18 protein-coding genes are annotated in these 17,911 nt (G+C 66.3%); 13 read left to right on the forward strand and 5 right to left on the reverse strand.

The genetic code is table 11. From position 1 onward, the window contains the following. Positions 1-208: 208 nt before the first annotated feature. A complete protein-coding gene (locus tag G474_RS0109605) occupies positions 209-1,546 on the forward strand; it encodes a (Fe-S)-binding protein (protein WP_026686780.1) in 1,338 nt (445 codons plus the stop codon). A 57-nt stretch (positions 1,547-1,603) separates the two neighbouring features. Continuing rightward, positions 1,604-2,299: a CatA-like O-acetyltransferase gene (locus G474_RS23355; RefSeq protein WP_043463934.1), complete on the forward strand. Its 696-nt coding sequence runs from the start codon at positions 1,604-1,606 to the stop codon at positions 2,297-2,299. A gap of 333 nt (positions 2,300-2,632) precedes the next feature. On the opposite strand, the gene G474_RS0109615 is transcribed toward G474_RS23355, so the two are convergent. Further along, positions 2,633-4,255: an ABC-F family ATPase gene (locus G474_RS0109615; protein ID WP_026686782.1), complete on the reverse strand. Its 1,623-nt coding sequence runs from the start codon at positions 4,253-4,255 to the stop codon at positions 2,633-2,635. 210 nt (positions 4,256-4,465) lie between these two features. On the opposite strand from G474_RS0109615, the gene G474_RS0109620 reads away from it, so the two are divergent. The 9 genes from G474_RS0109620 to metW all read left to right on the forward strand — a co-directional run bounded on the left by G474_RS0109620 (position 4,466) and on the right by metW (position 12,829). Then, entirely contained in the window at positions 4,466-5,014 is a 549-nt protein-coding gene (locus tag G474_RS0109620; protein ID WP_026686783.1) for a DUF3592 domain-containing protein, read from the forward strand. A gap of 38 nt (positions 5,015-5,052) precedes the next feature. After that, entirely contained in the window at positions 5,053-6,351 is a 1,299-nt protein-coding gene (gene gshA, locus G474_RS0109625; protein WP_026686784.1) for a glutamate--cysteine ligase, read from the forward strand. Between the two features lie 52 nt (positions 6,352-6,403). Beyond that, complete coding sequence (gshB, locus tag G474_RS0109630; protein WP_051282196.1) at positions 6,404-7,426, forward strand: glutathione synthase; 1,023 nt, start codon at positions 6,404-6,406, stop codon at positions 7,424-7,426. Then, positions 7,405-8,442: an FAD:protein FMN transferase gene (locus G474_RS0109635; RefSeq protein ID WP_245589338.1), complete on the forward strand. Its 1,038-nt coding sequence runs from the start codon at positions 7,405-7,407 to the stop codon at positions 8,440-8,442. The genes gshB and G474_RS0109635 overlap by 22 nt, the downstream gene beginning before the upstream one ends. Positions 8,443-8,520: 78 nt before the next feature. Continuing rightward, positions 8,521-8,913 (forward strand): PTS sugar transporter subunit IIA, encoded by a 393-nt coding sequence (locus tag G474_RS0109640; protein ID WP_026686787.1) that lies wholly within the window; start codon positions 8,521-8,523, stop codon positions 8,911-8,913. Continuing rightward, positions 8,913-9,182, forward strand: coding sequence for an HPr family phosphocarrier protein (locus G474_RS0109645; RefSeq protein ID WP_026686788.1), 270 nt, complete (start codon positions 8,913-8,915; stop codon positions 9,180-9,182). The genes G474_RS0109640 and G474_RS0109645 overlap by 1 nt, the downstream gene beginning before the upstream one ends. Beyond that, on the forward strand, positions 9,179-10,921 hold the full coding sequence (gene ptsP, locus G474_RS0109650) for a phosphoenolpyruvate--protein phosphotransferase (RefSeq protein ID WP_026686789.1): 1,743 nt from the start codon (positions 9,179-9,181) through the stop codon (positions 10,919-10,921). Before G474_RS0109645 ends, ptsP begins: the two co-directional genes overlap by 4 nt. A 169-nt stretch (positions 10,922-11,090) precedes the next feature. Then, the gene (metX, locus tag G474_RS0109655) at positions 11,091-12,224 is read left to right on the forward strand and encodes a homoserine O-succinyltransferase MetX (protein WP_026686790.1); all 1,134 of its coding nucleotides are present in this window, start codon (positions 11,091-11,093) and stop codon (positions 12,222-12,224) included. Continuing rightward, the gene (metW, locus tag G474_RS0109660) at positions 12,221-12,829 is read left to right on the forward strand and encodes a methionine biosynthesis protein MetW (protein ID WP_026686791.1); all 609 of its coding nucleotides are present in this window, start codon (positions 12,221-12,223) and stop codon (positions 12,827-12,829) included. The genes metX and metW overlap by 4 nt, the downstream gene beginning before the upstream one ends. Here metW and G474_RS20345 read toward each other — a convergent pair. The 4 genes from G474_RS20345 to def form a co-directional block, all read right to left on the reverse strand. Continuing rightward, entirely contained in the window at positions 12,812-13,195 is a 384-nt protein-coding gene (locus G474_RS20345) for a lipopolysaccharide assembly protein LapA domain-containing protein (RefSeq protein ID WP_051282197.1), read from the reverse strand. The two genes, metW and G474_RS20345, sit on opposite strands and share 18 nt — an antisense overlap. Before the next feature lie 106 nt (positions 13,196-13,301). Continuing rightward, a complete protein-coding gene (gene htpX / locus G474_RS0109670) occupies positions 13,302-14,150 on the reverse strand; it encodes a zinc metalloprotease HtpX (protein WP_026686792.1) in 849 nt (282 codons plus the stop codon). A 60-nt stretch (positions 14,151-14,210) separates the two neighbouring features. After that, positions 14,211-15,137 carry a methionyl-tRNA formyltransferase gene (fmt, locus tag G474_RS0109675; RefSeq protein WP_026686793.1) on the reverse strand — a complete coding sequence of 309 codons (927 nt, stop codon included), beginning with the start codon at positions 15,135-15,137 and terminating at the stop codon, positions 14,211-14,213. Next, on the reverse strand, positions 15,134-15,637 hold the full coding sequence (gene def / locus G474_RS0109680) for a peptide deformylase (RefSeq protein ID WP_026686794.1): 504 nt from the start codon (positions 15,635-15,637) through the stop codon (positions 15,134-15,136). Before def ends, fmt begins: the two co-directional genes overlap by 4 nt. A gap of 143 nt (positions 15,638-15,780) precedes the next feature. On the opposite strand from def, the gene G474_RS0109685 reads away from it, so the two are divergent. Then, positions 15,781-16,812, forward strand: a complete 1,032-nt coding sequence (locus G474_RS0109685; protein ID WP_026686795.1) for a LysM peptidoglycan-binding domain-containing protein — start codon at positions 15,781-15,783, stop codon at positions 16,810-16,812. Beyond that, entirely contained in the window at positions 16,793-17,905 is a 1,113-nt protein-coding gene (gene dprA, locus G474_RS0109690; protein WP_043463941.1) for a DNA-processing protein DprA, read from the forward strand. The genes G474_RS0109685 and dprA overlap by 20 nt, the downstream gene beginning before the upstream one ends. Positions 17,906-17,911: the final 6 nt, after the last annotated feature.

The following is a 17,911-nucleotide window of genomic DNA, read 5'->3' on the forward strand; positions in this document are numbered from 1 at the left end:
GAGGCACGGAGAAAGGCCGGCTTGCAAGACCAGACCCCTTTCCCCGGCACGCCCCGGAAGGGGGCAGCGGGGTAACCCAAGGGCTTGTTTTTCCTCTGAGTTCTCTGTGCCCCTGGGGTGCAGATGCGGTTTCAAGGTTCAAGAGACTGAATCGAGGTGTTTTTTCGTGGCACCCGACTTGCTAGGAGCCGGATATCCGGAGAACACCATGAAAACCTATCTAGACTGGTCCGCCTACGACAACTACGGCATGGGGGACGCCTATTCCGGCATTCCCGCCACCGGGGGCGCCTATGCCAAGGCCGTGGCGGTCTGCATCGGCAGCCGCCAGTGCCAGCGCACCGCCAAGGGCCTGATGTGCCCCAGCTTCCGGGCCACCGAGGAATTCGCCCATTCCACCCAGGCCCGGGTGCAGGCTTTCAAGGCCGCCCTGAACGGAGAGCTGGGGCCCACCCCCTTCACCCACCCGGACCTGGCCGAGGCCATGGACCTCTGCGTCGCCTGCAAGGGCTGCAAGAAGGAGTGCCCCAACGGGGTGGACATGGCCCTGATCAAGACCGAATTCCTGGCCCAGAAACACGCCCTGACGGGGGCCTCGCCCCGCACCCGGCTGTTTGCCCATCTGCCCCGCTGGCTCACCCGGCGCCGCCTGCTGCGTGCCCTGGTGCGGCTGCGCAACGGCCAGCCCGGGCTGGCCTGGCTGGGGGAGCGGCTGCTCGGCATCACGGCCCGCCGGCCTCTGCCGGAACCGGCGCCTGTTCCTTTTGCTGCCAGGTATTCCGGAGCGGAGGAAAGCCGGCCCCGGGTAGCCCTGTTCGTAGACACCATGAGCCGCCATTACGCCCCGGAAATTCCCGCAGCGGCCGTGGACGTGCTCACGGCGGCCGGCTACCAGGTGCAGGTGCTGGGTCCGGCCCCCGGAGACCCGGAACCCCGCCGCGCCCTGTGCTGCGGCCGCACCTATCTATCCAACGGCCTGGTGGAGGAAGCCCGGGCCGAAGCGCGGCGGGTGCTGGCCGCCGTGCGCCCGGCCCTGGAGGCGGGCATTCCCGTGGTGGGCCTGGAGCCCGCCTGCCTGTATGCCCTCAAGGATGACTTCTACAGCCTGGCCCTGGGGGAAGACGTGGCCCGCCTTGCCAAGCAGTGCTACATGTTCGAGGAGTTCCTGATGCGGGAAAAGGAACGCCGGGGCTTCGACCTGCCGCTGAAACCCCTGGACCTGCCCAAGGCCCTGCTGCATGGCCACTGCCACCAGAAAGCCTTCGGCGCCACCAAATCCCTGCGCAAGGTGCTGGGCTGGATTCCCGGCTTCGAATTCGAGCTGGTGGAGGCCAGCTGCTGCGGCATGGGCGGCAGCTTCGGCTACGAGGCGGAGCACGACGGGATGTCGCGCAAGATGGCGGAACTCAACCTGATGCCCGCCATCCGCCAGGCCCCGGAAGCTCCCATCCTGGCGGACGGCTTCTCCTGCCGGCACCAGATCGAGGACTGCACCGGACGCAGGCCCATGCACATTGCCGTGCTGCTGCAACAGGCCCTGGCCTGAAGCTCCTGACGGGCGGGGGTATAGAATCCGGGCTGGCTCCTGCACCGCCTCCGGATCATGCTCCCTCCCATTCCTTCCCGTTACCAGCCCGAAGCCGTAGACCCCGCCAGCCTGGGCTCCTGGCTGGCCTGGGCCCTGCCCTTCTTCAGCGAGCCCGTGGCCCAGAATCCCCACGTGGACCTGACCCTGCAACTGGACGTGAGCCGCGCCCACGCCGCCTATCTGGCCCTGCCGGAGGGCGCGCGTGCCTCCTTCTTCGCCTTCCTGGTCTGGCATCTGACCCAGACCCTGGCGCAGCATGATTCCTTCAATCTGCGCTGTGTGGAGGGCAGGTGGTACCGCCTGGGCAACCCGCCCCTGTTCATCCCCGTGGCCGTGGGCGGCCCGACCCGCTTTCGCAGCCTGGTGCTGGAAGATGTGCAGCAACTGGAACTGGGGGATTTCCTGGCTCTGTACCGGGAGCGCCTGGCATGGCTGCGGCATCCCGATGCCGGCGGCGGAAACCAGGAGGGGGATGACGCGTTCAGCTATGCCCACTTCATGGGCCACCTGCCCCAGCTGCGCTTCACCGGCATGACCCTGCACTGGCGCCAGGACCAGATGATAGGTCAGAGCTGCTTCTACTTCGGCCAGCGCTACGAGGTCGCCGGCCGGCTGCTGATGCCCCTGGCCGTGCGCATGCACCACAGCTGCAGCGATCCCTTCGTGCTCAACCAGCTGCTGGAGGATTTCAACCGGCGCTTCGGGAATTGAACCTGAAAACCTGGTCTGAACCACAGAGGCACAGAGGAGCAGCCTGCCCCTGGGCTGCCTGATGCCGGTGTGGTGGGGAAACCGGCTTGAACCTTAAAACCTCAGTTAAACCACAGAGGCACAGAGACACCGAGGAAAAACAAAGACTTGTCCTGGAAGGCCAGGTCACTTTCTAGGTGAGCGCAGAAGATAATGCAAGCCATTGTTTTTTTGAACTTCTCTGTGTCTTTGTGTCTCTGTGGTGAGGTTTTTAGGTTGAACGGCGGAGGCTGAATGCGACAAGGGCCGGGAGGCAGCTGCCATCCCGGCCCTTGTGCATGGCGCAGCCCGGATTTATTCGATGCCCTGGCTGGAGAGGTATTCCTCGTAGGTGCCCTGGTAATCCACCAGGCTGCCGTCCATCTTCACCTCGAAGATGCGGGTGGCCAGGGAGGAGACGAACTCCCGGTCGTGGGAGACGAACACCAGGGTGCCCTTGAACAGGTCCAGGGCGGTGTTCAGGGATTCGATGGATTCCATGTCCAGGTGGTTGGTGGGTTCGTCCATCACCAGCACGTTGGGCTTTTGCAGCATCAGCTTGCCGAACAGCATGCGGCCCTGTTCGCCCCCGGAGATCACGTTCACCGGCTTCTTCTGCTCGTCGCCGGAGAACAGCAGGCGGCCCAGGGTGCCGCGGATCAGGGTTTCCAGGTCGCCGCCATCCTCGATGCTGGCCCGGGCGTAGCCGGCCACCCATTCGGTCAGGGACACCGGGTTGGCGAATTCCGCCGAATGGTCCTGGGCGTAGTAGCCGGGCTTGGCCTTCTCGGCCCACTTGATGTGGCCCTTGCTGGGCTGGTATTCGCCCATCAGGAGCTTCAGCAGCGTGGTCTTGCCGACCCCGTTCTCGCCGATCACGGCGATCTTGTCGCCGGCATTGATGGTGAAGCTGGCCTTGTTGAAGAAGGTCTTGTCCCCGCCTTCGTACTGGAACACCAGGTCTTCCACCTCCACGGCCTGGCGATGCAGCTTTTCCTTCTCATCGAACTCGAAGCGGATCCAGGGGTACTGGCGGGAAGAGGGCTTCACGTCCTCGGGCTTCAGTTTGTCGATCAGCTTCAGGCGGCTGGTGGCCTGCTTGGCCTTGGACTTGTTGGCGGAGAAGCGGCGCACGAAGTTCTGCAGCTCGCTGATCTTGTCCTTGGCCCGGCTGTTGGCGGTCTGCTGGCGCTCCCGGGCCTGGGTGGAGGCTTCCATGAAGTCGTCGTAGGTGCCCGGGTAGAGGGTGATCTTGCCGTAGTCCAGGTCCGCCATGTGGGTGCACACCTGGTTCAGGAAGTGCCGGTCATGGGAGATGATGATCATGGTGGACTCCCGGGCGTTGAGGATGTCCTCCAGCCAGCGGATGGTGTTGATGTCCAGGTTGTTGGTGGGTTCGTCCAGGAGCAGGATGTCCGGGTTGGCGAACAGGGCCTGGCAGAGCAGCACCCGCAGCTTCCAGCCCGGGGCCACCTGGCTCATGGGGCCGTTGTGCAGCTCGGTGGGGATGCCCACCCCCAGCAGCAGCTCCCCGGCCCGGGATTCGGCGGTGTAGCCGTCGTATTCGGCAAACTTGCCTTCCAGCTCGGCCGCCTTCATGTAATCGTCCTCGGTGGCGTCCGGGTTGGCGTAGATGGCGTCCCGCTCGCTCATGCAGGCCCACATCTCCTCGTGGCCCATGAGCACCACATCCAGCACCCGCATCTCCTCGTAGGCGAACTGGTCCTGTTTCAGGTAGGCCATGCGCTCGTGCTTTTCCTTGGAGACGTTGCCGCCGGAAGGCTCCAGGGCGCCGCAGAGGATCTTCATGAAGGTGGACTTGCCCGCCCCGTTGGCGCCGATCAGGCCGTAGCGGAAGCCCTCGCCGAACTTGACGTTGACGTTCTCAAACAGGGGCTTGGCCCCGAACTGCATGGTGATGTTGGCGGCGACTAGCACGGCGGACTCCAGGAAACTTCAAAAAAGATTAAGCCGGGCATTTTACCCGGCCATGTCAAGGAAGGCGGAAAGAGAAGTGCGGCAAGGGCGGGATAGGGGCGGGTAGGGTCGGCCCTGCTGATGCCGGAGCCAGTATCGCAGTTCCCGGCCGTTCTTGTTCGTTGCCGTTTCGGCCATGGGGTCCGGGCCGATGAATTAAACTCGGGCCCCATGCGTTTCCTGATCCCCAATGTGTCCACTGCTGCCGGCCGCGTCCTGGCGCGGGCGGGCCTGCTGCTCTCGGCCCTGCTGTTCCTGGCGGGGGGCGGGCTGGGGGTGTATCTGCTCGGGCTCCAGCCCCTCTGGGACGCCTGGCGCAGCCGGGACTGGCAGCCGGTGACGGTGGTTCTCGAGCAGGTGGAGCTGGGGACCAGCCCCGGTGCCGGGAACCGGGGCGCCCAGGTGGCGGTCTCTTACCGCTACCGGGTGGCGGGGCGGGATTACCAGGGCAGCCGCTACGGCCCCCACGTCTGGATGGACAATGGCGACGCCCAGCGGGCGGCCTATGCCGACCTGCTCTACCGGCGCCGGGCCCAGGCCTGGGTCAATCCCCGGGACCCCGGGGAGGCGCTGCTCAGCCGGGAACTGCACTGGACCGTGGTGGCCCTGGCCCTGCCGGCCCTGGGGGCCGCCGGGCTGGGAGCCCTGCTGCTCTGGGCCGCCGTCGTGGGCGGGCTGGACACCTGGCGGGCCGCCCGGCGGCGCCGACGGCCGGTGTAAGATAAGCGCCAGAATAACGATAACCCTCTAGGAGCAACATGGTTCCCCATCTCACCACCGCCCTGACCGGTCCCCTGCTGGAACTGGAGCGCCGCTTCCTGGAGCAGAGCGCCCCCATCGAGCAATGGTTCCGGGGTCAGTGGCTGGAGCATACGCCTCCCTTCTATTCCTCCTGCGACCTGAGGAACGCCGGCTTCAAGCTGGCCCCCGTGGATACCAACCTGTTTCCCGGCGGTTTCAACAACCTCAATCCGGCCTTCCTGCCCCTGTGCGTCCAGGCCGCCATGAGCGCCGTGGAGAAGTTCTGTCCCTCGGCCTGCAAGCTGCTGCTGATTCCCGAGAACCACACCCGCAACACCTTCTACCTGCAGAACCTGGCCCAGCTGGCCACCATCCTGGCCCAGACCGGCCTGGAGGTGCGCATCGGCACCCTGCTGCCGGAGATCAGCGAGCCCACCCGGATCGAGCTGCCCCTGGGGCAGTCCCTGCTGCTGGAGCCCCTGGTACGGCGCGGCAACCGTCTGGCCCTGGCTGACTTCAGCCCCTGCGCCGTGCTGCTCAACAACGACCTGTCTGCCGGGGTGCCGGCCATCCTCCAGGGGCTGGAGGAGCAGGTGGTGCTGCCGCCCCTGCACGGGGGCTGGGCCAGCCGCCGCAAGACCCAGCATTTCGCTGCCTATGAGCAGGTGGCCCGGGAGTTTGCCGCCCTGATCAACATCGATCCCTGGCGCATCAATCCCTATTTCAAGGCCTGCCGCAACCTGGACTTCCATGAGCGCCAGGGCGAGGAGGAGCTGGCCGCCCAGGTGGATGCCCTGCTGACCCAGGTGCGGGAGAAATATCGGGAGTACGACATCCGTGAAACGCCCTACGCGGTGGTCAAGGCCGATGCCGGCACCTATGGCATGGGGGTGATGACCGTGCGCGACGCCAGCGAGGTGCTCGGCCTGAACCGGCGCCAGCGCAACAAGATGAGCGTCATCAAGGAAGGCCAGAGCGTTTCCGAGGTGATCATCCAGGAAGGGGTGCACACCTTCGAGACGGTGCGCGACGCGGTGGCCGAGCCGGTGATCTACATGATCGACCGTTACGTGGTGGGCGGCTTCTACCGGGTGCACACGGCCCGGGGCAAGGACGAGAACCTCAATGCGCCGGGCATGGAGTTCCAGCCCCTGGCCTTCGAGACCGGCTGCAACCTGCCCGACCGGTGTGAGAACCCGGATGCGCCCCCCAACCGTTTCTACGCCTACGGGGTGGTGGGGCGGCTTGCCTGCCTGGCGGCGGCCCTGGAGCTGGAGCAGACCGATCCCGCCGCGCTGCAGCTGGAGGCCGCCTAGATGAACCGGTTCCCCGGCCTGCCTGTCCCGGGAACGGCGGCGGGGCGCTGAAATGGCCCAGCAGCTGCATTTCGCCCCGGAGGCCTTCGGCGTCAATGGCCGGCCCCTGCGCCTGGCTTTCATCGTCGATCCCCTGCCGACCCTGAAGGCCTACAAGGATTCCACCGTGGCCATGATGCGGGCGGCGGAAAAGCATGGTCACGAGGTCTATGCCATCGAGGCGGCCAGCCTCAGCTGGCACCGGCCCGAACCGGGCCAGCCCGGGGTGTTCGGCCTGGCCTACCACCTGCGCACCCGGCCCGATGACCACGACTGGTACCGGGAATCCGGCTTCGAGGCCATGCCCCTGCGGGCCTTCGACGCGGTGCTGATGCGCAAGGACCCGCCGTTCGACACCGAATACGTGACCGCCACCTGGCTCCTGGAGCGGGCCGAAGCCGAGGGCGCCCGGGTCTACAACAAGCCCCGGGCCCTGCGCGACCATTCCGAGAAGCTGGCCATCGCCGAGTTCGACGCCTACACGGTGCCCACCCTGGTGAGCCGGGACCTGAACCAGATCCAGCATTTCATCGAGGCCCAGCGGGACGTGGTGGTGAAGCCCCTGGACGGCATGGGCGGCAGCCAGGTGTTCCGCATCCACCGCAACGACTCGAACCGCAACGCGATTCTGGAGACCCTGACCCAGCTGGGCAGCCGGACCATCATGGTGCAACACTACCTGCAGCAGATCGCCCAGGGCGACAAGCGCATCCTGCTGATCGGCGGCAAGGCCGTGCCCTGGTGCCTGGCGCGCATTCCCAAGGCCGGCGAGACCCGGGGCAACCTGGCCGCTGGCGGTACCGGAGTGGCCCAGGAACTCTCCCCCCGGGATCGGGAAATCGCCGAGCACCTGGGGCCCATCCTGTGGCAGCGGGGCCTCTTGATCGTCGGCCTGGACGTGATCGGCGAACACCTCACGGAAATCAACGTCACCAGCCCCACCTGCATGGTGGAAATTCGTCAACAGACCGGCTTTGACGCGGCCGGCGCCTGCGTCACCGCCCTGGAGCACCTGTGTTCGCGCGCCTCTGCCTGATCTTCCTGATCCTCATCGGCCTGGCCGGGTGCGACCGGCCGCCGCCCCTGGTGCAGCAGGAATCCTATGTGTTCGGCACCCGGGTGGAGATTCTCGTGGCCGGTGCCCCGGAAAAACAGGCCCGGGAAGCCGCCGCTGCCGTGCTGCGGGATTTCGACCGCCTGCACCGGACCTACCACGCCTGGCAGCCTTCGGAGCTCACGGCGGTGAATGACGCCCTGGCCGCCGGCAAGTCCATCCGGGTCAGCCCGGAAATGCTGGAATTCATCACCGAGGCCCGGGACCTGGCCCGGCTGGGGGACTACCGCTTCGATCCCGGCATCGGCCGGCTGATCCGGCTCTGGGGCTTCCATTCCGACGAGTTCAAGCCCCAGCTGCCCGACCCGGAAGCCCTGGCCGCCTGGCGGGCCCGGCCCGCCTCGGTAGCCCAGCTGCGCCTGGACGGGCCCCGGGTGAGCAGCAGCAACCCGGCCCTGGCCCTGGATTTCGGCGGCTACCTGAAGGGCGTGGCCCTGGACCGGGCCGCCGCCCTGCTGCGGGCCCAGGGCATCCAGCATGCCCTGATCAACATCGGCGGCAACGTCATGGCCCTGGGGGACAAGTACGGCAAGCCCTGGAAGGTGGGCATCCAGCACCCGCGCCAGCCCGGGCCCCTGGCCACCCTGGAGCTGCGGGACGGGGAAGCCATCGGCACCTCCGGGGATTACCAGCGCTATTTCGAACTCCAGGGGCGGCGTTACAGCCATCTGCTGGACCCCGCCAGCGGCGAGCCGGCCGACCATACCCAGGCGGTGACCGTGCTGATGCCTCCGGGGCCCAAGGCCGGCACCCTTTCGGATGCCCTGTCCAAGCCCATCTTCATTGCCGGGCCGGAACACTGGCAGGCGGCGGCGCGCCAGGTGGGCGCCACCCAGGTGCTGCGAGTGGGGCCGGCGGGGGACATCCAGGTGACCCGGGCCCTCAAGGGGCGCCTGAGCTTCCTGGGCAAGCCGCCGCCCATGACCGAGGTGCCCTGAGCCGGGGCGGCGTAAAAACCCCTGCCTTTGGTCGTGGTTTCGCTAGAATAGACCCCCCTTTTTGATCGGCCCGCTTCCATGATCGGCATCCTGCTCGTGACCCATGGCACCCTGGGTGAAGCCCTGCTGCAAAACGTCTGCCACGTGCTCAACAAGCGCCCCCCCCTGGTGGCGCAGCTGGGCGTGGCGGCCCAGGATGATCCCCTGGACATCCTGCCCCTGGCCCGGCGCATGCTGGAGCAGGTGGACGGCGGCAAGGGCGTGCTGGTGATGACCGACATCTACGGGGCCACCCCGGCCAACGTGGCTATCAAGCTCCTGGAGCCGGGCCGGGTGGAAGGGGTGTCGGGAGTGAACCTGCCGATGCTGCTGCGGGCCCTGACCTACCGGGAAAAGGGTATGGAGACCATGGTGATGAAGGCCGTCAGTGGTGCCCGGGACGGGGTTTTGAACATGCTGAAGGACATCTGATGCTGCGCAAGGAAGTCGAAATCATCAACAAGCTGGGCCTGCATGCCCGGGCCTCGGCCAAGCTGACCCAGACTGCCGGGCATTATTCCAGCGAGGTCTGGATGGAACGCAATGGCCGGCGCATCAACGCGAAAAGCATCATGGGCGTTATGATGCTGGCTGCCGGCAAAGGCAGCACCGTCACCCTGGAAACCGAGGGAAGTGACGAGGCGGAAGCCATGACGGCCCTGGTGGACCTGATTGCTGACCGTTTTGGAGAAGGCGAGTGAGTTTTACCCTGCATGGCCTGGGCGTTTCCGGTGGCATTGCCATCGGTCGGGCCATGCTCATGTCCCACGCCACCCTGGAGGTGGCCCACCTGACCATCGCCCCGCGGCTGGTGGACAAGGAAGTCGCCCGCTTCGAGCACGCCCTGGACAAGGTGCGGGAAGAACTGGCGGCGATGAAGGAGAACACCGAGCACGCCCCGGCGGAGCTGGCCGCTTTCATCGACCTGCACGTGATGTTCCTGGCCGATCCGGAACTGGTGGAAGTGCCTAAGCAGATCATCCGGGAGCGGCGCTGCAATGCCGAGTGGGCCCTGGTGCAGCAGATGGAGCATCTGGTGGCCCAGTTCGAGCAGTTCGAAGACCCCTACCTGAAGGAACGCAAGTTCGATGTGGTGCAGGTGGTGGAGCGGGTGGTCAAGGAGCTCCTGGGGCATCCGGGCCGTGCCGTGCTCAAGAAGGCCAAGGGGGTGACCGAGGAAAACCTGATCATCGTCGCCCACGACCTTTCTCCCGCCGACGTGATCGCCTTCAAGGAACACCGGTTCGCCTCCTTCGTCACCGACGTGGGGGGGGCCACCTCCCACACGGCCATCCTGGCCCGCAGCATGGCGATTCCCGCCATCGTCGGCCTGAACAGCGCCCGCTCCATGATCCGCGACAACGAGCTGCTGATCGTGGATGGCACCCGGGGGGTGCTGGTCGTCAATCCCGACGAGCGGGTGCTGGAGGAATACCGGCTCCGCAAGGAACAGATCGAGCTGGAGCGTTCCAAGCTCAAGCGCCTGAAGAGCGCCCCGTCGGAAACCCTGGACGGGGTGGCGGTGAGCCTGCAGGCCAACATCGAACTGCCCGCCGACGCCAAGGATGCCCTGGAATCCGGGGCTGACGGCATCGGCCTGTTCCGGACCGAGTTCCTGTTCCTGGGGCGGGGCGACATGCCCTCGGAAGAAGAGCAGTTCGAGGCCTACCGCAAGGTGATCAAGGCCATGGAGGGGCGGCCGGTCACCATCCGCACCTTCGACCTGGGGGGCGACAAGGCCATCGACCATCAGCGCACCCAGACCAATCCGGCCCTGGGGCGGCGCGCCATCCGCCTGTCCCTGGCCGAGCCCAAGATGTTCCACCTGCAGCTGCGGGCCATCCTGCGGGCCTCCCGCTACGGCAAGGTGAAGCTGCTGATCCCCATGCTCTCCCACGCCCACCAGATCGACGCCACCCTGGCGGCCGTGGAGCAGGCCAAGTCCAGCCTCCGGGGCGAGAAGATCCTGTTCGACGAGAACATCGAAGTGGGCGGCATGATCGAGATTCCCGGCGCGGCGCTGGCCGTGAGCATGTTCCTGCGCCGCCTGGACTTCCTCTCCATCGGCACCAACGACCTGATCCAGTACACCCTGGCCATCGACCGTACCGACGAACAGGTATCCAGCCTCTACGACCCCCTGCACCCGGCGGTGCTGATGCTGGTGGCCCACACCATCACCAGCGCCGAGAAGGCCGGCATCCCGGTCTCCGTCTGCGGCGAAATGGCCGGCGCTCCCAAGTTCACCCGGCTGCTGCTGGGCATGGGGCTGCGCACCTTCTCCATGCACCCCTCCCAGATCCTGGAGGTGAAGAGCCGGGTGATGCAGGCCGATGTGAACGAACTGGCTCCCCTGGTGCGCCGCATCCTGCGCCTGGAGGAAACGGCCAGGATCCGCGAGGCGGTGGACAAGCTGAACAGTCCGGCTCCCATGAATTGAGCCCCGTTTCATTGACAATTACCGGCCCGGCCGGTACTGTTTCCAGCCTCGGTTCGATCCGGGGGCGCCATTTTGAACTCAGCTTGCGAGGCGCCATACAAATACAGCTAAAGCGAGGACCAGAACCCAGTCCCGCCTTGGCCGACTGGGTTTTTTGCTTTGGAGCATCATGAACGATCCCAGATCCGTGGGCCTCGTCGTCCCCCAGACGGCGCGGTTCGACCAGGAAATCCTGCTCAAGAGCGGGGCCCGGCTGCCGGGCTTCGAACTCGTCTATGAAACCTACGGCGCCCTGAATGCCGCCCGCAGCAACGCGGTGCTGGTCTGCCACGCCCTGTCCGGCAGCCACCACGTGGCCGGCTACCACGATGCCGCCCGGCCGGAGAAAACCCTGGGCTGGTGGGACAACCTGGTGGGACCGGGCAAGCCCCTGGATACCAACAAGTTCTTCGTGGTCGGGGTGAACAACCTGGGGGGCTGCTACGGCTCCACCGGGCCCATGTCCATCAACCCGGAAACCGGCAAGCCCTACGGGGCGGATTTTCCCCTGGTGACCGTGGAAGACTGGGTCGAAGCCCAGGCCCGGCTGGCCGACCAGCTCGGCATCGCCACCTGGGCGGCGGTGATCGGCGGTTCCCTGGGCGGCATGCAGGCCCTGCAATGGACCCTGGAGTACCCGGAGCGGGTCCGGCACGGCATCGTGATCGCCTCGGCGCCCAAGCTTTCGGCCCAGAACATCGCCTTCAACGAGGTGGCCCGCCAGGCCATCCTGTCCGACCCGGATTTCCACGGGGGCCACTACTACGAGCACGGGGTGGTGCCCAGGAACGGCCTGCGCCTGGCGCGCATGGTGGGTCACATCACCTATCTGTCCGACGACCAGATGGCGGAGAAGTTCGGGCGCCAGCTCCGCCACGGTGAGCACCGCTTCAACTACGACGTGGAATTCGAGATCGAGTCCTACCTGCGCTACCAGGGGGACAAGTTCGCCGGCTTCTTCGATGCCAACACCTATCTGCTCACCACCAAGGCCCTGGACTACTTCGATCCGGCCTTCGCCTTCGGCGGCGACCTGCGTGCCGCCCTGGCCCGGGCGCAGGCGGACTTCTTCGTGGCCTCCTTCACCACCGACTGGCGCTTTGCCCCCGAGCGCAGCCGGGAGATCGTCTATGCCCTGCTGCATAACGGCCTCCGGGTCAGCTACGCGGAGGTGGAATGCGATGCGGGCCACGACTCCTTCCTCCTCGATGCTCCCCATTACCACGCCGCCCTGGCTGCCTACCTGGAAGGGATAGCCCCATGACCCTGAACGGACGTTTCGATTTTGACCGGATCGCCGCCTGGATCACCCCCGGCGAGCGGGTCCTGGACCTGGGCTGCGGCGACGGCTCCCTGCTGAAATTCCTGCAGCGGGAGAAGGGCGTGCGCGGCTACGGCGTGGAGCTGGACCCGGACAACGTCACCGCCTGCATCCGGAACGGGGTGAACGTGCTGCAGTTCGACCTGGAGCGGGGCCTGTCCGGCTTCGAGGATGATTCCTTCGACCACGTGATCATGTCCCTGTCGCTGCAGACCGTGCGCCATACGGTGCCGCTCCTGAAGGAGATGCTGCGGGTCGGGCACGAGGCCGTGGTGTCCTTTCCCAACTTCGCCTACCGGCCGCACCGGGAAGCCATTGCCGCCGGGCGCATGCCGGTTTCCCGGCATCTGCCCTACCAGTGGTACGACTCCCCCAACGTGCGCTTCTTCACCATTGCCGACTTCGACGCCCTGTGCGCCGAGCAGGGCATCCAGGTGCGGGAACTGCAGGCCTTCGCCGATGGCCGCCCGGTGGCCGGGGAGCCAAACCTGAACGGCGAGGTGGCCCTGTACCGGCTCGGACGTAGCGGTTCAGGCACGGGGAGCTGAGTCCTCCGAGGCGGGGGCCGGGGTTTCGGGTGCCGGCTCCTCCTGCAGCTCATCCTGCACCGGCCGGGCTTCCGGCAGGCGGGCCGCCAGGCCTGCCATCTCCATACCCTGGCGTTCGCACAGGCGCTCCAGCTCCCCTATCCGCTTTTTCTGCCGCCCCAGCTGCCAGCGGTCCCGCAGCACGGCCGGGGTGCTGACCAGGGCCAGGATCAGGGCGCCCAAAGCCAGGGTGGCCAGGAGCACCAGGGCCAGGGAGCTTTCCAGGGTCCAGAAGAACACATGCACCACCACCGGGCTGTTGTTCTGCAGGGCGAAGGCCCCGGCGGCGATGGCAAAGCAGATGGCGAGCAGGGTGGCGAGCTGCATGGGATTCTCCTGGGGATTTAGCCTCACCATACGGGGATTCACCCCTGGCGGGCAAGCCGCAAAAGCAGGGGCCGGCAGTGCCGGCCCCTTGTGCGAGGGTTGCGGTTCAGTAACCGCTGGCCATGGCCCTGAGGCGGGCCACCCGTTCCTCGGCCGGGGGGTGGGTGGAGAACAGGCCCCGCAGGCCGCCCCCCGAGAGGGGATTCATGATCATCATCTGGGCGGTTTCCGGATGGGCCTCGGCGGTGGCCATGGGAATGCCCCGGGCGTAGGCGTTGATCTTTTCCAGGGCATCGGCCAGGGCGTCGGGGTCGCCGCTGATCTCGGCGCCGCCCCGGTCGGCCTCGTACTCCCGGGCCCGGGAGATGGCCATCTGGATCACCGTGGCCGCCAGGGGCGCCAGGATCATCACCAGGATGCTGACGATGGGGTTGGCCGGCCGGCCTTCCGAGTCCCGGCCGCCGAAGAACATGGCGAAGTTGGCGAGCATGGAGATGGCACCGGCCATGGTGGCGGAGATGGTGGAGATGAGGATGTCCCGGTGCTGCACGTGGGCCAGTTCATGGGCCATCACGCCGCGGATTTCCCGGGCCGAGAGCAGGCGCAGGATGCCGGTGGTGGCGGCCACGGCGGCATTTTCCGGGTTGCGCCCGGTGGCGAAGGCGTTGGGCTGGGCCTCGTCGATGATGTAGACCTTGGGCATGGGCATCCGGGCCTTTGCGGCCAGCTCCCGCACCATGTTGTAGAACTGGGGCGCGGAGAACTCGTCCACCTCCCGGGCGTTGTACATCTTCAACACCATCTTGTCGGAGAACCAGTAGGAGAAGAAATTCATGCCTCCCCCCAGGACCAGGGCCAGCAGCATCCCCTGCTTGCCGCCCAGGGCGGCGCCCACGGCGCCGAACAGGGCCATGATGGCGGCCATGAGCATGGCGGTCTTGAACCAGTTGAACATGTGCACCTCCTTGAGGCTGTGATTGCGTCGTAGGATTAGATAGGGGCCAACCCTTCGAATTCAAGCGCAGGTGCCGAAGCGATCGTTCGGTTTGATCGAATGCCCGGCCAGGAACTGGGCCGCCTGGAGACGCTTGCCCCCGGCCTTCTGCAGCTCCGTCAGACACAGGGCGCCGCTGCCGCAAGCCACCGTGATGCCTTCCTTGTCCACGGCCAGCACCGTGCCCGGCTCACCGCTCCCGGCCACGGGATGGGCGCCCCAGATCTTGACCGGCAGTTCCTGGAGGGTGGTCTGGGCGCAGGGAAAGGGATTGAAGGCGCGGATGTGGCGATCCAGCTCGGCGGCGCTGCGGCTCCAGTCGATCCGGGCTTCCGCCTTGTCGATCTTGGCGGCGTAGGTGACGCCGGCCTCGGGCTGGACCTGGCCCGCCAGGGGCAGGCGCGGCAGGGTCTCTGCCATCAGCCGGGCGCCCAGGAGCGCCAGCCGGTCGTGCAGGCTGGCCGCCGTGTCGTCGGGCGCGATGGGGGTGCAGGCCCGGGCCAGCACCGGGCCGGTGTCCAGGCCCGCTTCCATCTGCATGATGCAGACGCCGCTTTCTGCGTCGCCCGCTTCGATGGCCCGCTGGATGGGCGCGGCGCCGCGCCAGCGGGGCAGCAGCGAGGCATGGATGTTGAGGCAGCCCAGGGCGGGCATGTCCAGCACTTCCTGGGGCAGGATGAGGCCGTAGGCCGCCACGATCATGGCGTCGGCGCCGATGGCGGCGATTTTGTCCCGGGCCTCGGCATCCTTTTTCAGGGACAGGGGCTGGAACACTTCCAGTCCGTGCGCCAGGGCCAGCTGCTTTACCGGCGAGGCCTGCAGCTGCATGCCCCGGCCGGCGGGCCGGTCGGGCTGGGTCAGGACCAGGGGAATTTGGTGCCCGGCATCGATCAGGGCGGCCAGGGCTGTGGCCGCGAATTCGGGGGTGCCCGCAAAGATCAGCTTCATGCGGTGATCCGGGCCTGCTTGGCCAGCTTGTTCTTGATGCGCATCTGTTTCAGTTGGGACAGGTGGTCCACGAATACCCGGCCCTGCAGGTGGTCCAGCTCGTGCTGGATGCACACGGCCAGCAGGCCGTCGGTGCTGAGGGTCTGGGGTTGCCCTTCCAGGTCCAGGTATTCCACGGTGACCTGGGCGGCCCGCTCCACCTTGTCGTAGATGCCGGGCACCGACAGGCAGCCCTCCTCATAGACCTGGACTCCGTCCTTGTGGGTGATGCGGGCGTTGATCAGCACCAGCAGCTGGTTCTTTTCCTCGGAAATGTCGATCACCACCACCTGCTTATGGATATTGACCTGGGTGGCGGCCAGGCCGATGCCCGGCGCTTCGTACATGGTCTCGGCCATATCGGCTACCAGGGCGCGAATGCCGTCGTCGATTTTTTCCACCGGAGCGGCGATTTTCTTCAAACGGGCATCGGGAAAGCGAAGAATGGGGAGTAGGGCCATGGGAAAGCTTGCTCTGTTAGATCATTACGTGCAGAATCTCAAGCACTTCCGAGAATTGGAACGGCATGAGCTTTCTGGGTGGGGTCCGTGAATTTGGACTGGCTCGGGCCCGGCATGTTCCACCGGTACACGAGGAAAAATCCATGTCCCGTATTATATCTGCCCTCATCCTGGCTGTGGCCGCCGTCACCGCCTCCGCTTCCGAACCCCTGAAACTGGCTGCCAATGCGCCGGAAAGCCACATTGTGGTGAAGGGAGATACCCTCTGGGGTATTTCCGGCAAGTTCCTCAAGGAGCCCTGGCGCTGGCCTGAAATCTGGCGCCTCAACAAGGACCAGATCAAGAATCCTCACCTTATTTATCCCGGTGACGTGGTCCTGCTCGACATGTCCGATGGCACTCCCCGACTGCGTCTGGGGAAGGGGGTCAAGACTTCCGGAAACGTGAAATTGTCGCCCAAAGTTCATAGCGAGCTCATTGACAAGGAAATCCCGTCGATTCCTGCTCATGTCATAGAGCCCTTCATCTCCCGGCCCCTGGTGGTGGGCGAGAAGGACCTGGAGAATGCGCCGCGCATCATCGGCACCGAAGAATCCCGGGTCATCGTCGGTAACGGCGATAGCATCTACGTCCTGGGCGTCCAGGAAGAGCATCCCCGGTGGTACATCTATCGTCCCGGCGTGCCCCTGAAGGATCCGGGCACCGGGGAAATCCTGGGCTACGAGGCCTTCTATCTGGGTACGGCCGTGGTGAAGCGGCCCGGGGAAGTGACCATCATGGAAGTCCAGACCGCCAAGGAAGAAATCATCAAGGGCGACCTGCTGGTGCCGGCGGAACTGCCCGACCTGAAATCCTATGTGCCGCGCAAGGCCGAGTTTGAACTTTCCGGCCAGATCGTTTCCGTCTATGGCGGTGTCGGGGCCGGCGGCAAGGATTCCGTGATCGCCATCAACCAGGGCATCCAGCACGGTATCGAAGTGGGCCATGTGCTGGGCCTGTTCACCAAGCGCACCACCACCTACCGGGACAAGGACGGCCGTAACCAGACCAAGGAACTGCCTGAGGAACGCTATGGGGTGGTCTTCATCTTCCGCGCCTTCGACCGGATTTCCTACGGCCTGGTGATGGAGGCCGAGCAGCCCCTGGTTGCCGGAGATGCCGTCCACAACCCCTGAGGGGGAGCGCCAGGAGCTGGCCGCCTGGTTGCGGCTGACCCTGGCCCCGGGCATAGGCGGGGAGTCCCAGCGCAAGCTGCTGCGGGCTTTCGGCCTACCCGGGCAGGTCTTTGCCGCTGGCCGGGACGCCCTGGCCCAGGTGATAGGCCCCAGGGCTGAACGCTTGCTGGAAGCCGATGTGGAAGCCGCCCTCGAGGCGGCTTTGTTTTGGGCGGAACAGCCGGGGAACCGCATCCTCACCCTGGCGGACCCGGATTATCCGCCCCTGCTGCTGCAGATTCCCGATCCGCCCACCCTGCTCTATGTGCGTGGCGATCCGGCCCTGCTGTCCCGGCCGGCCCTGGCGGTGGTCGGGAGCCGCAATGCCACTCCCCAGGGGCTGAAATCGGCGGAATCCTTCGCCCAGGCCCTGGCCAGAGCGGGATTTGCCATCGTCAGCGGCCTCGCCCTGGGCATCGATGCGGCAGCCCACCGGGGTGCCCTGGCGGCGGGAGGCGTGACCATCGCCGTGGTCGGCACCGGGGCGGACCGGCTGTACCCGGCCCGCAATCAGGCGCTGGGGCGGCAGATCATCGAAACCGGAGTCATGGTCTCCGAGTTTCCCCTGGGCACGCCGGCCATGGCCGCCAATTTTCCCCGCCGCAACCGTATCATTTCCGGCTTGGCCCGGGGCGTGCTGGTGGTGGAGGCGGCGCCGGAGAGCGGTTCCCTGATCACCGCCCGCCTGGCCGGCGAGCAGGGCCGGGAGGTATTCGCCATGCCGGGGTCCATCCATTCCCCCCTGTCCCGGGGCTGCCACCAGCTGATCAAGCAGGGCGCCAGGCTGGTGGAGTCGGCCCAGGACATCTTTGACGAACTGGGCCTGCCCCCGGTCCCCCAGGCTCTGCCGACGCTGCCTGCGGAGCCCCCCGCCGGGTCCGATGCCGGGGCCCGGGTGCTGGCTGGCCTGGGGCACGATCCCTGCACCCTGGATGATCTGGTCATGCGCACCGGCTTGACGGCGGATGCGCTTCTCGCCATCCTGATGGGGCTGGAACTGGAGGGGCGGGTGGCTGCCCTGTCCGGCAACCGCTACCAGCGACTGCAAGCCTGAGCTCCC

It is taken from the genome of Azovibrio restrictus DSM 23866 (assembly GCF_000429665.1).
Lineage (GTDB): Bacteria > Pseudomonadota > Gammaproteobacteria > Burkholderiales > Rhodocyclaceae > Azovibrio > Azovibrio restrictus.

Coding starts and splice junctions, on each gene's coding strand:
- def (WP_026686794.1), bottom strand. CDS start 15,637: ATGGCCCTACTCCCCATTCTTCGCTTTCCCGATGCCCGTTTGAAGAAA.
- metW (WP_026686791.1), top strand. CDS start 12,221: ATGACCCTGAACGGACGTTTCGATTTTGACCGGATCGCCGCCTGGATC.
- fmt (WP_026686793.1), bottom strand. CDS start 15,137: ATGAAGCTGATCTTTGCGGGCACCCCCGAATTCGCGGCCACAGCCCTG.
- dprA (WP_043463941.1), top strand. CDS start 16,793: ATGCCGTCCACAACCCCTGAGGGGGAGCGCCAGGAGCTGGCCGCCTGG.
- metX (WP_026686790.1), top strand. CDS start 11,091: ATGAACGATCCCAGATCCGTGGGCCTCGTCGTCCCCCAGACGGCGCGG.
- htpX (WP_026686792.1), bottom strand. CDS start 14,150: ATGTTCAACTGGTTCAAGACCGCCATGCTCATGGCCGCCATCATGGCC.
- G474_RS23355 (WP_043463934.1), top strand. CDS start 1,604: ATGCTCCCTCCCATTCCTTCCCGTTACCAGCCCGAAGCCGTAGACCCC.
- G474_RS20345 (WP_051282197.1), bottom strand. CDS start 13,195: ATGCAGCTCGCCACCCTGCTCGCCATCTGCTTTGCCATCGCCGCCGGG.
- gshA (WP_026686784.1), top strand. CDS start 5,053: ATGGTTCCCCATCTCACCACCGCCCTGACCGGTCCCCTGCTGGAACTG.
- G474_RS0109620 (WP_026686783.1), top strand. CDS start 4,466: ATGCGTTTCCTGATCCCCAATGTGTCCACTGCTGCCGGCCGCGTCCTG.
- gshB (WP_051282196.1), top strand. CDS start 6,404: ATGGCCCAGCAGCTGCATTTCGCCCCGGAGGCCTTCGGCGTCAATGGC.
- G474_RS0109640 (WP_026686787.1), top strand. CDS start 8,521: ATGATCGGCATCCTGCTCGTGACCCATGGCACCCTGGGTGAAGCCCTG.
- G474_RS0109605 (WP_026686780.1), top strand. CDS start 209: ATGAAAACCTATCTAGACTGGTCCGCCTACGACAACTACGGCATGGGG.
- G474_RS0109645 (WP_026686788.1), top strand. CDS start 8,913: ATGCTGCGCAAGGAAGTCGAAATCATCAACAAGCTGGGCCTGCATGCC.
- G474_RS0109685 (WP_026686795.1), top strand. CDS start 15,781: ATGTCCCGTATTATATCTGCCCTCATCCTGGCTGTGGCCGCCGTCACC.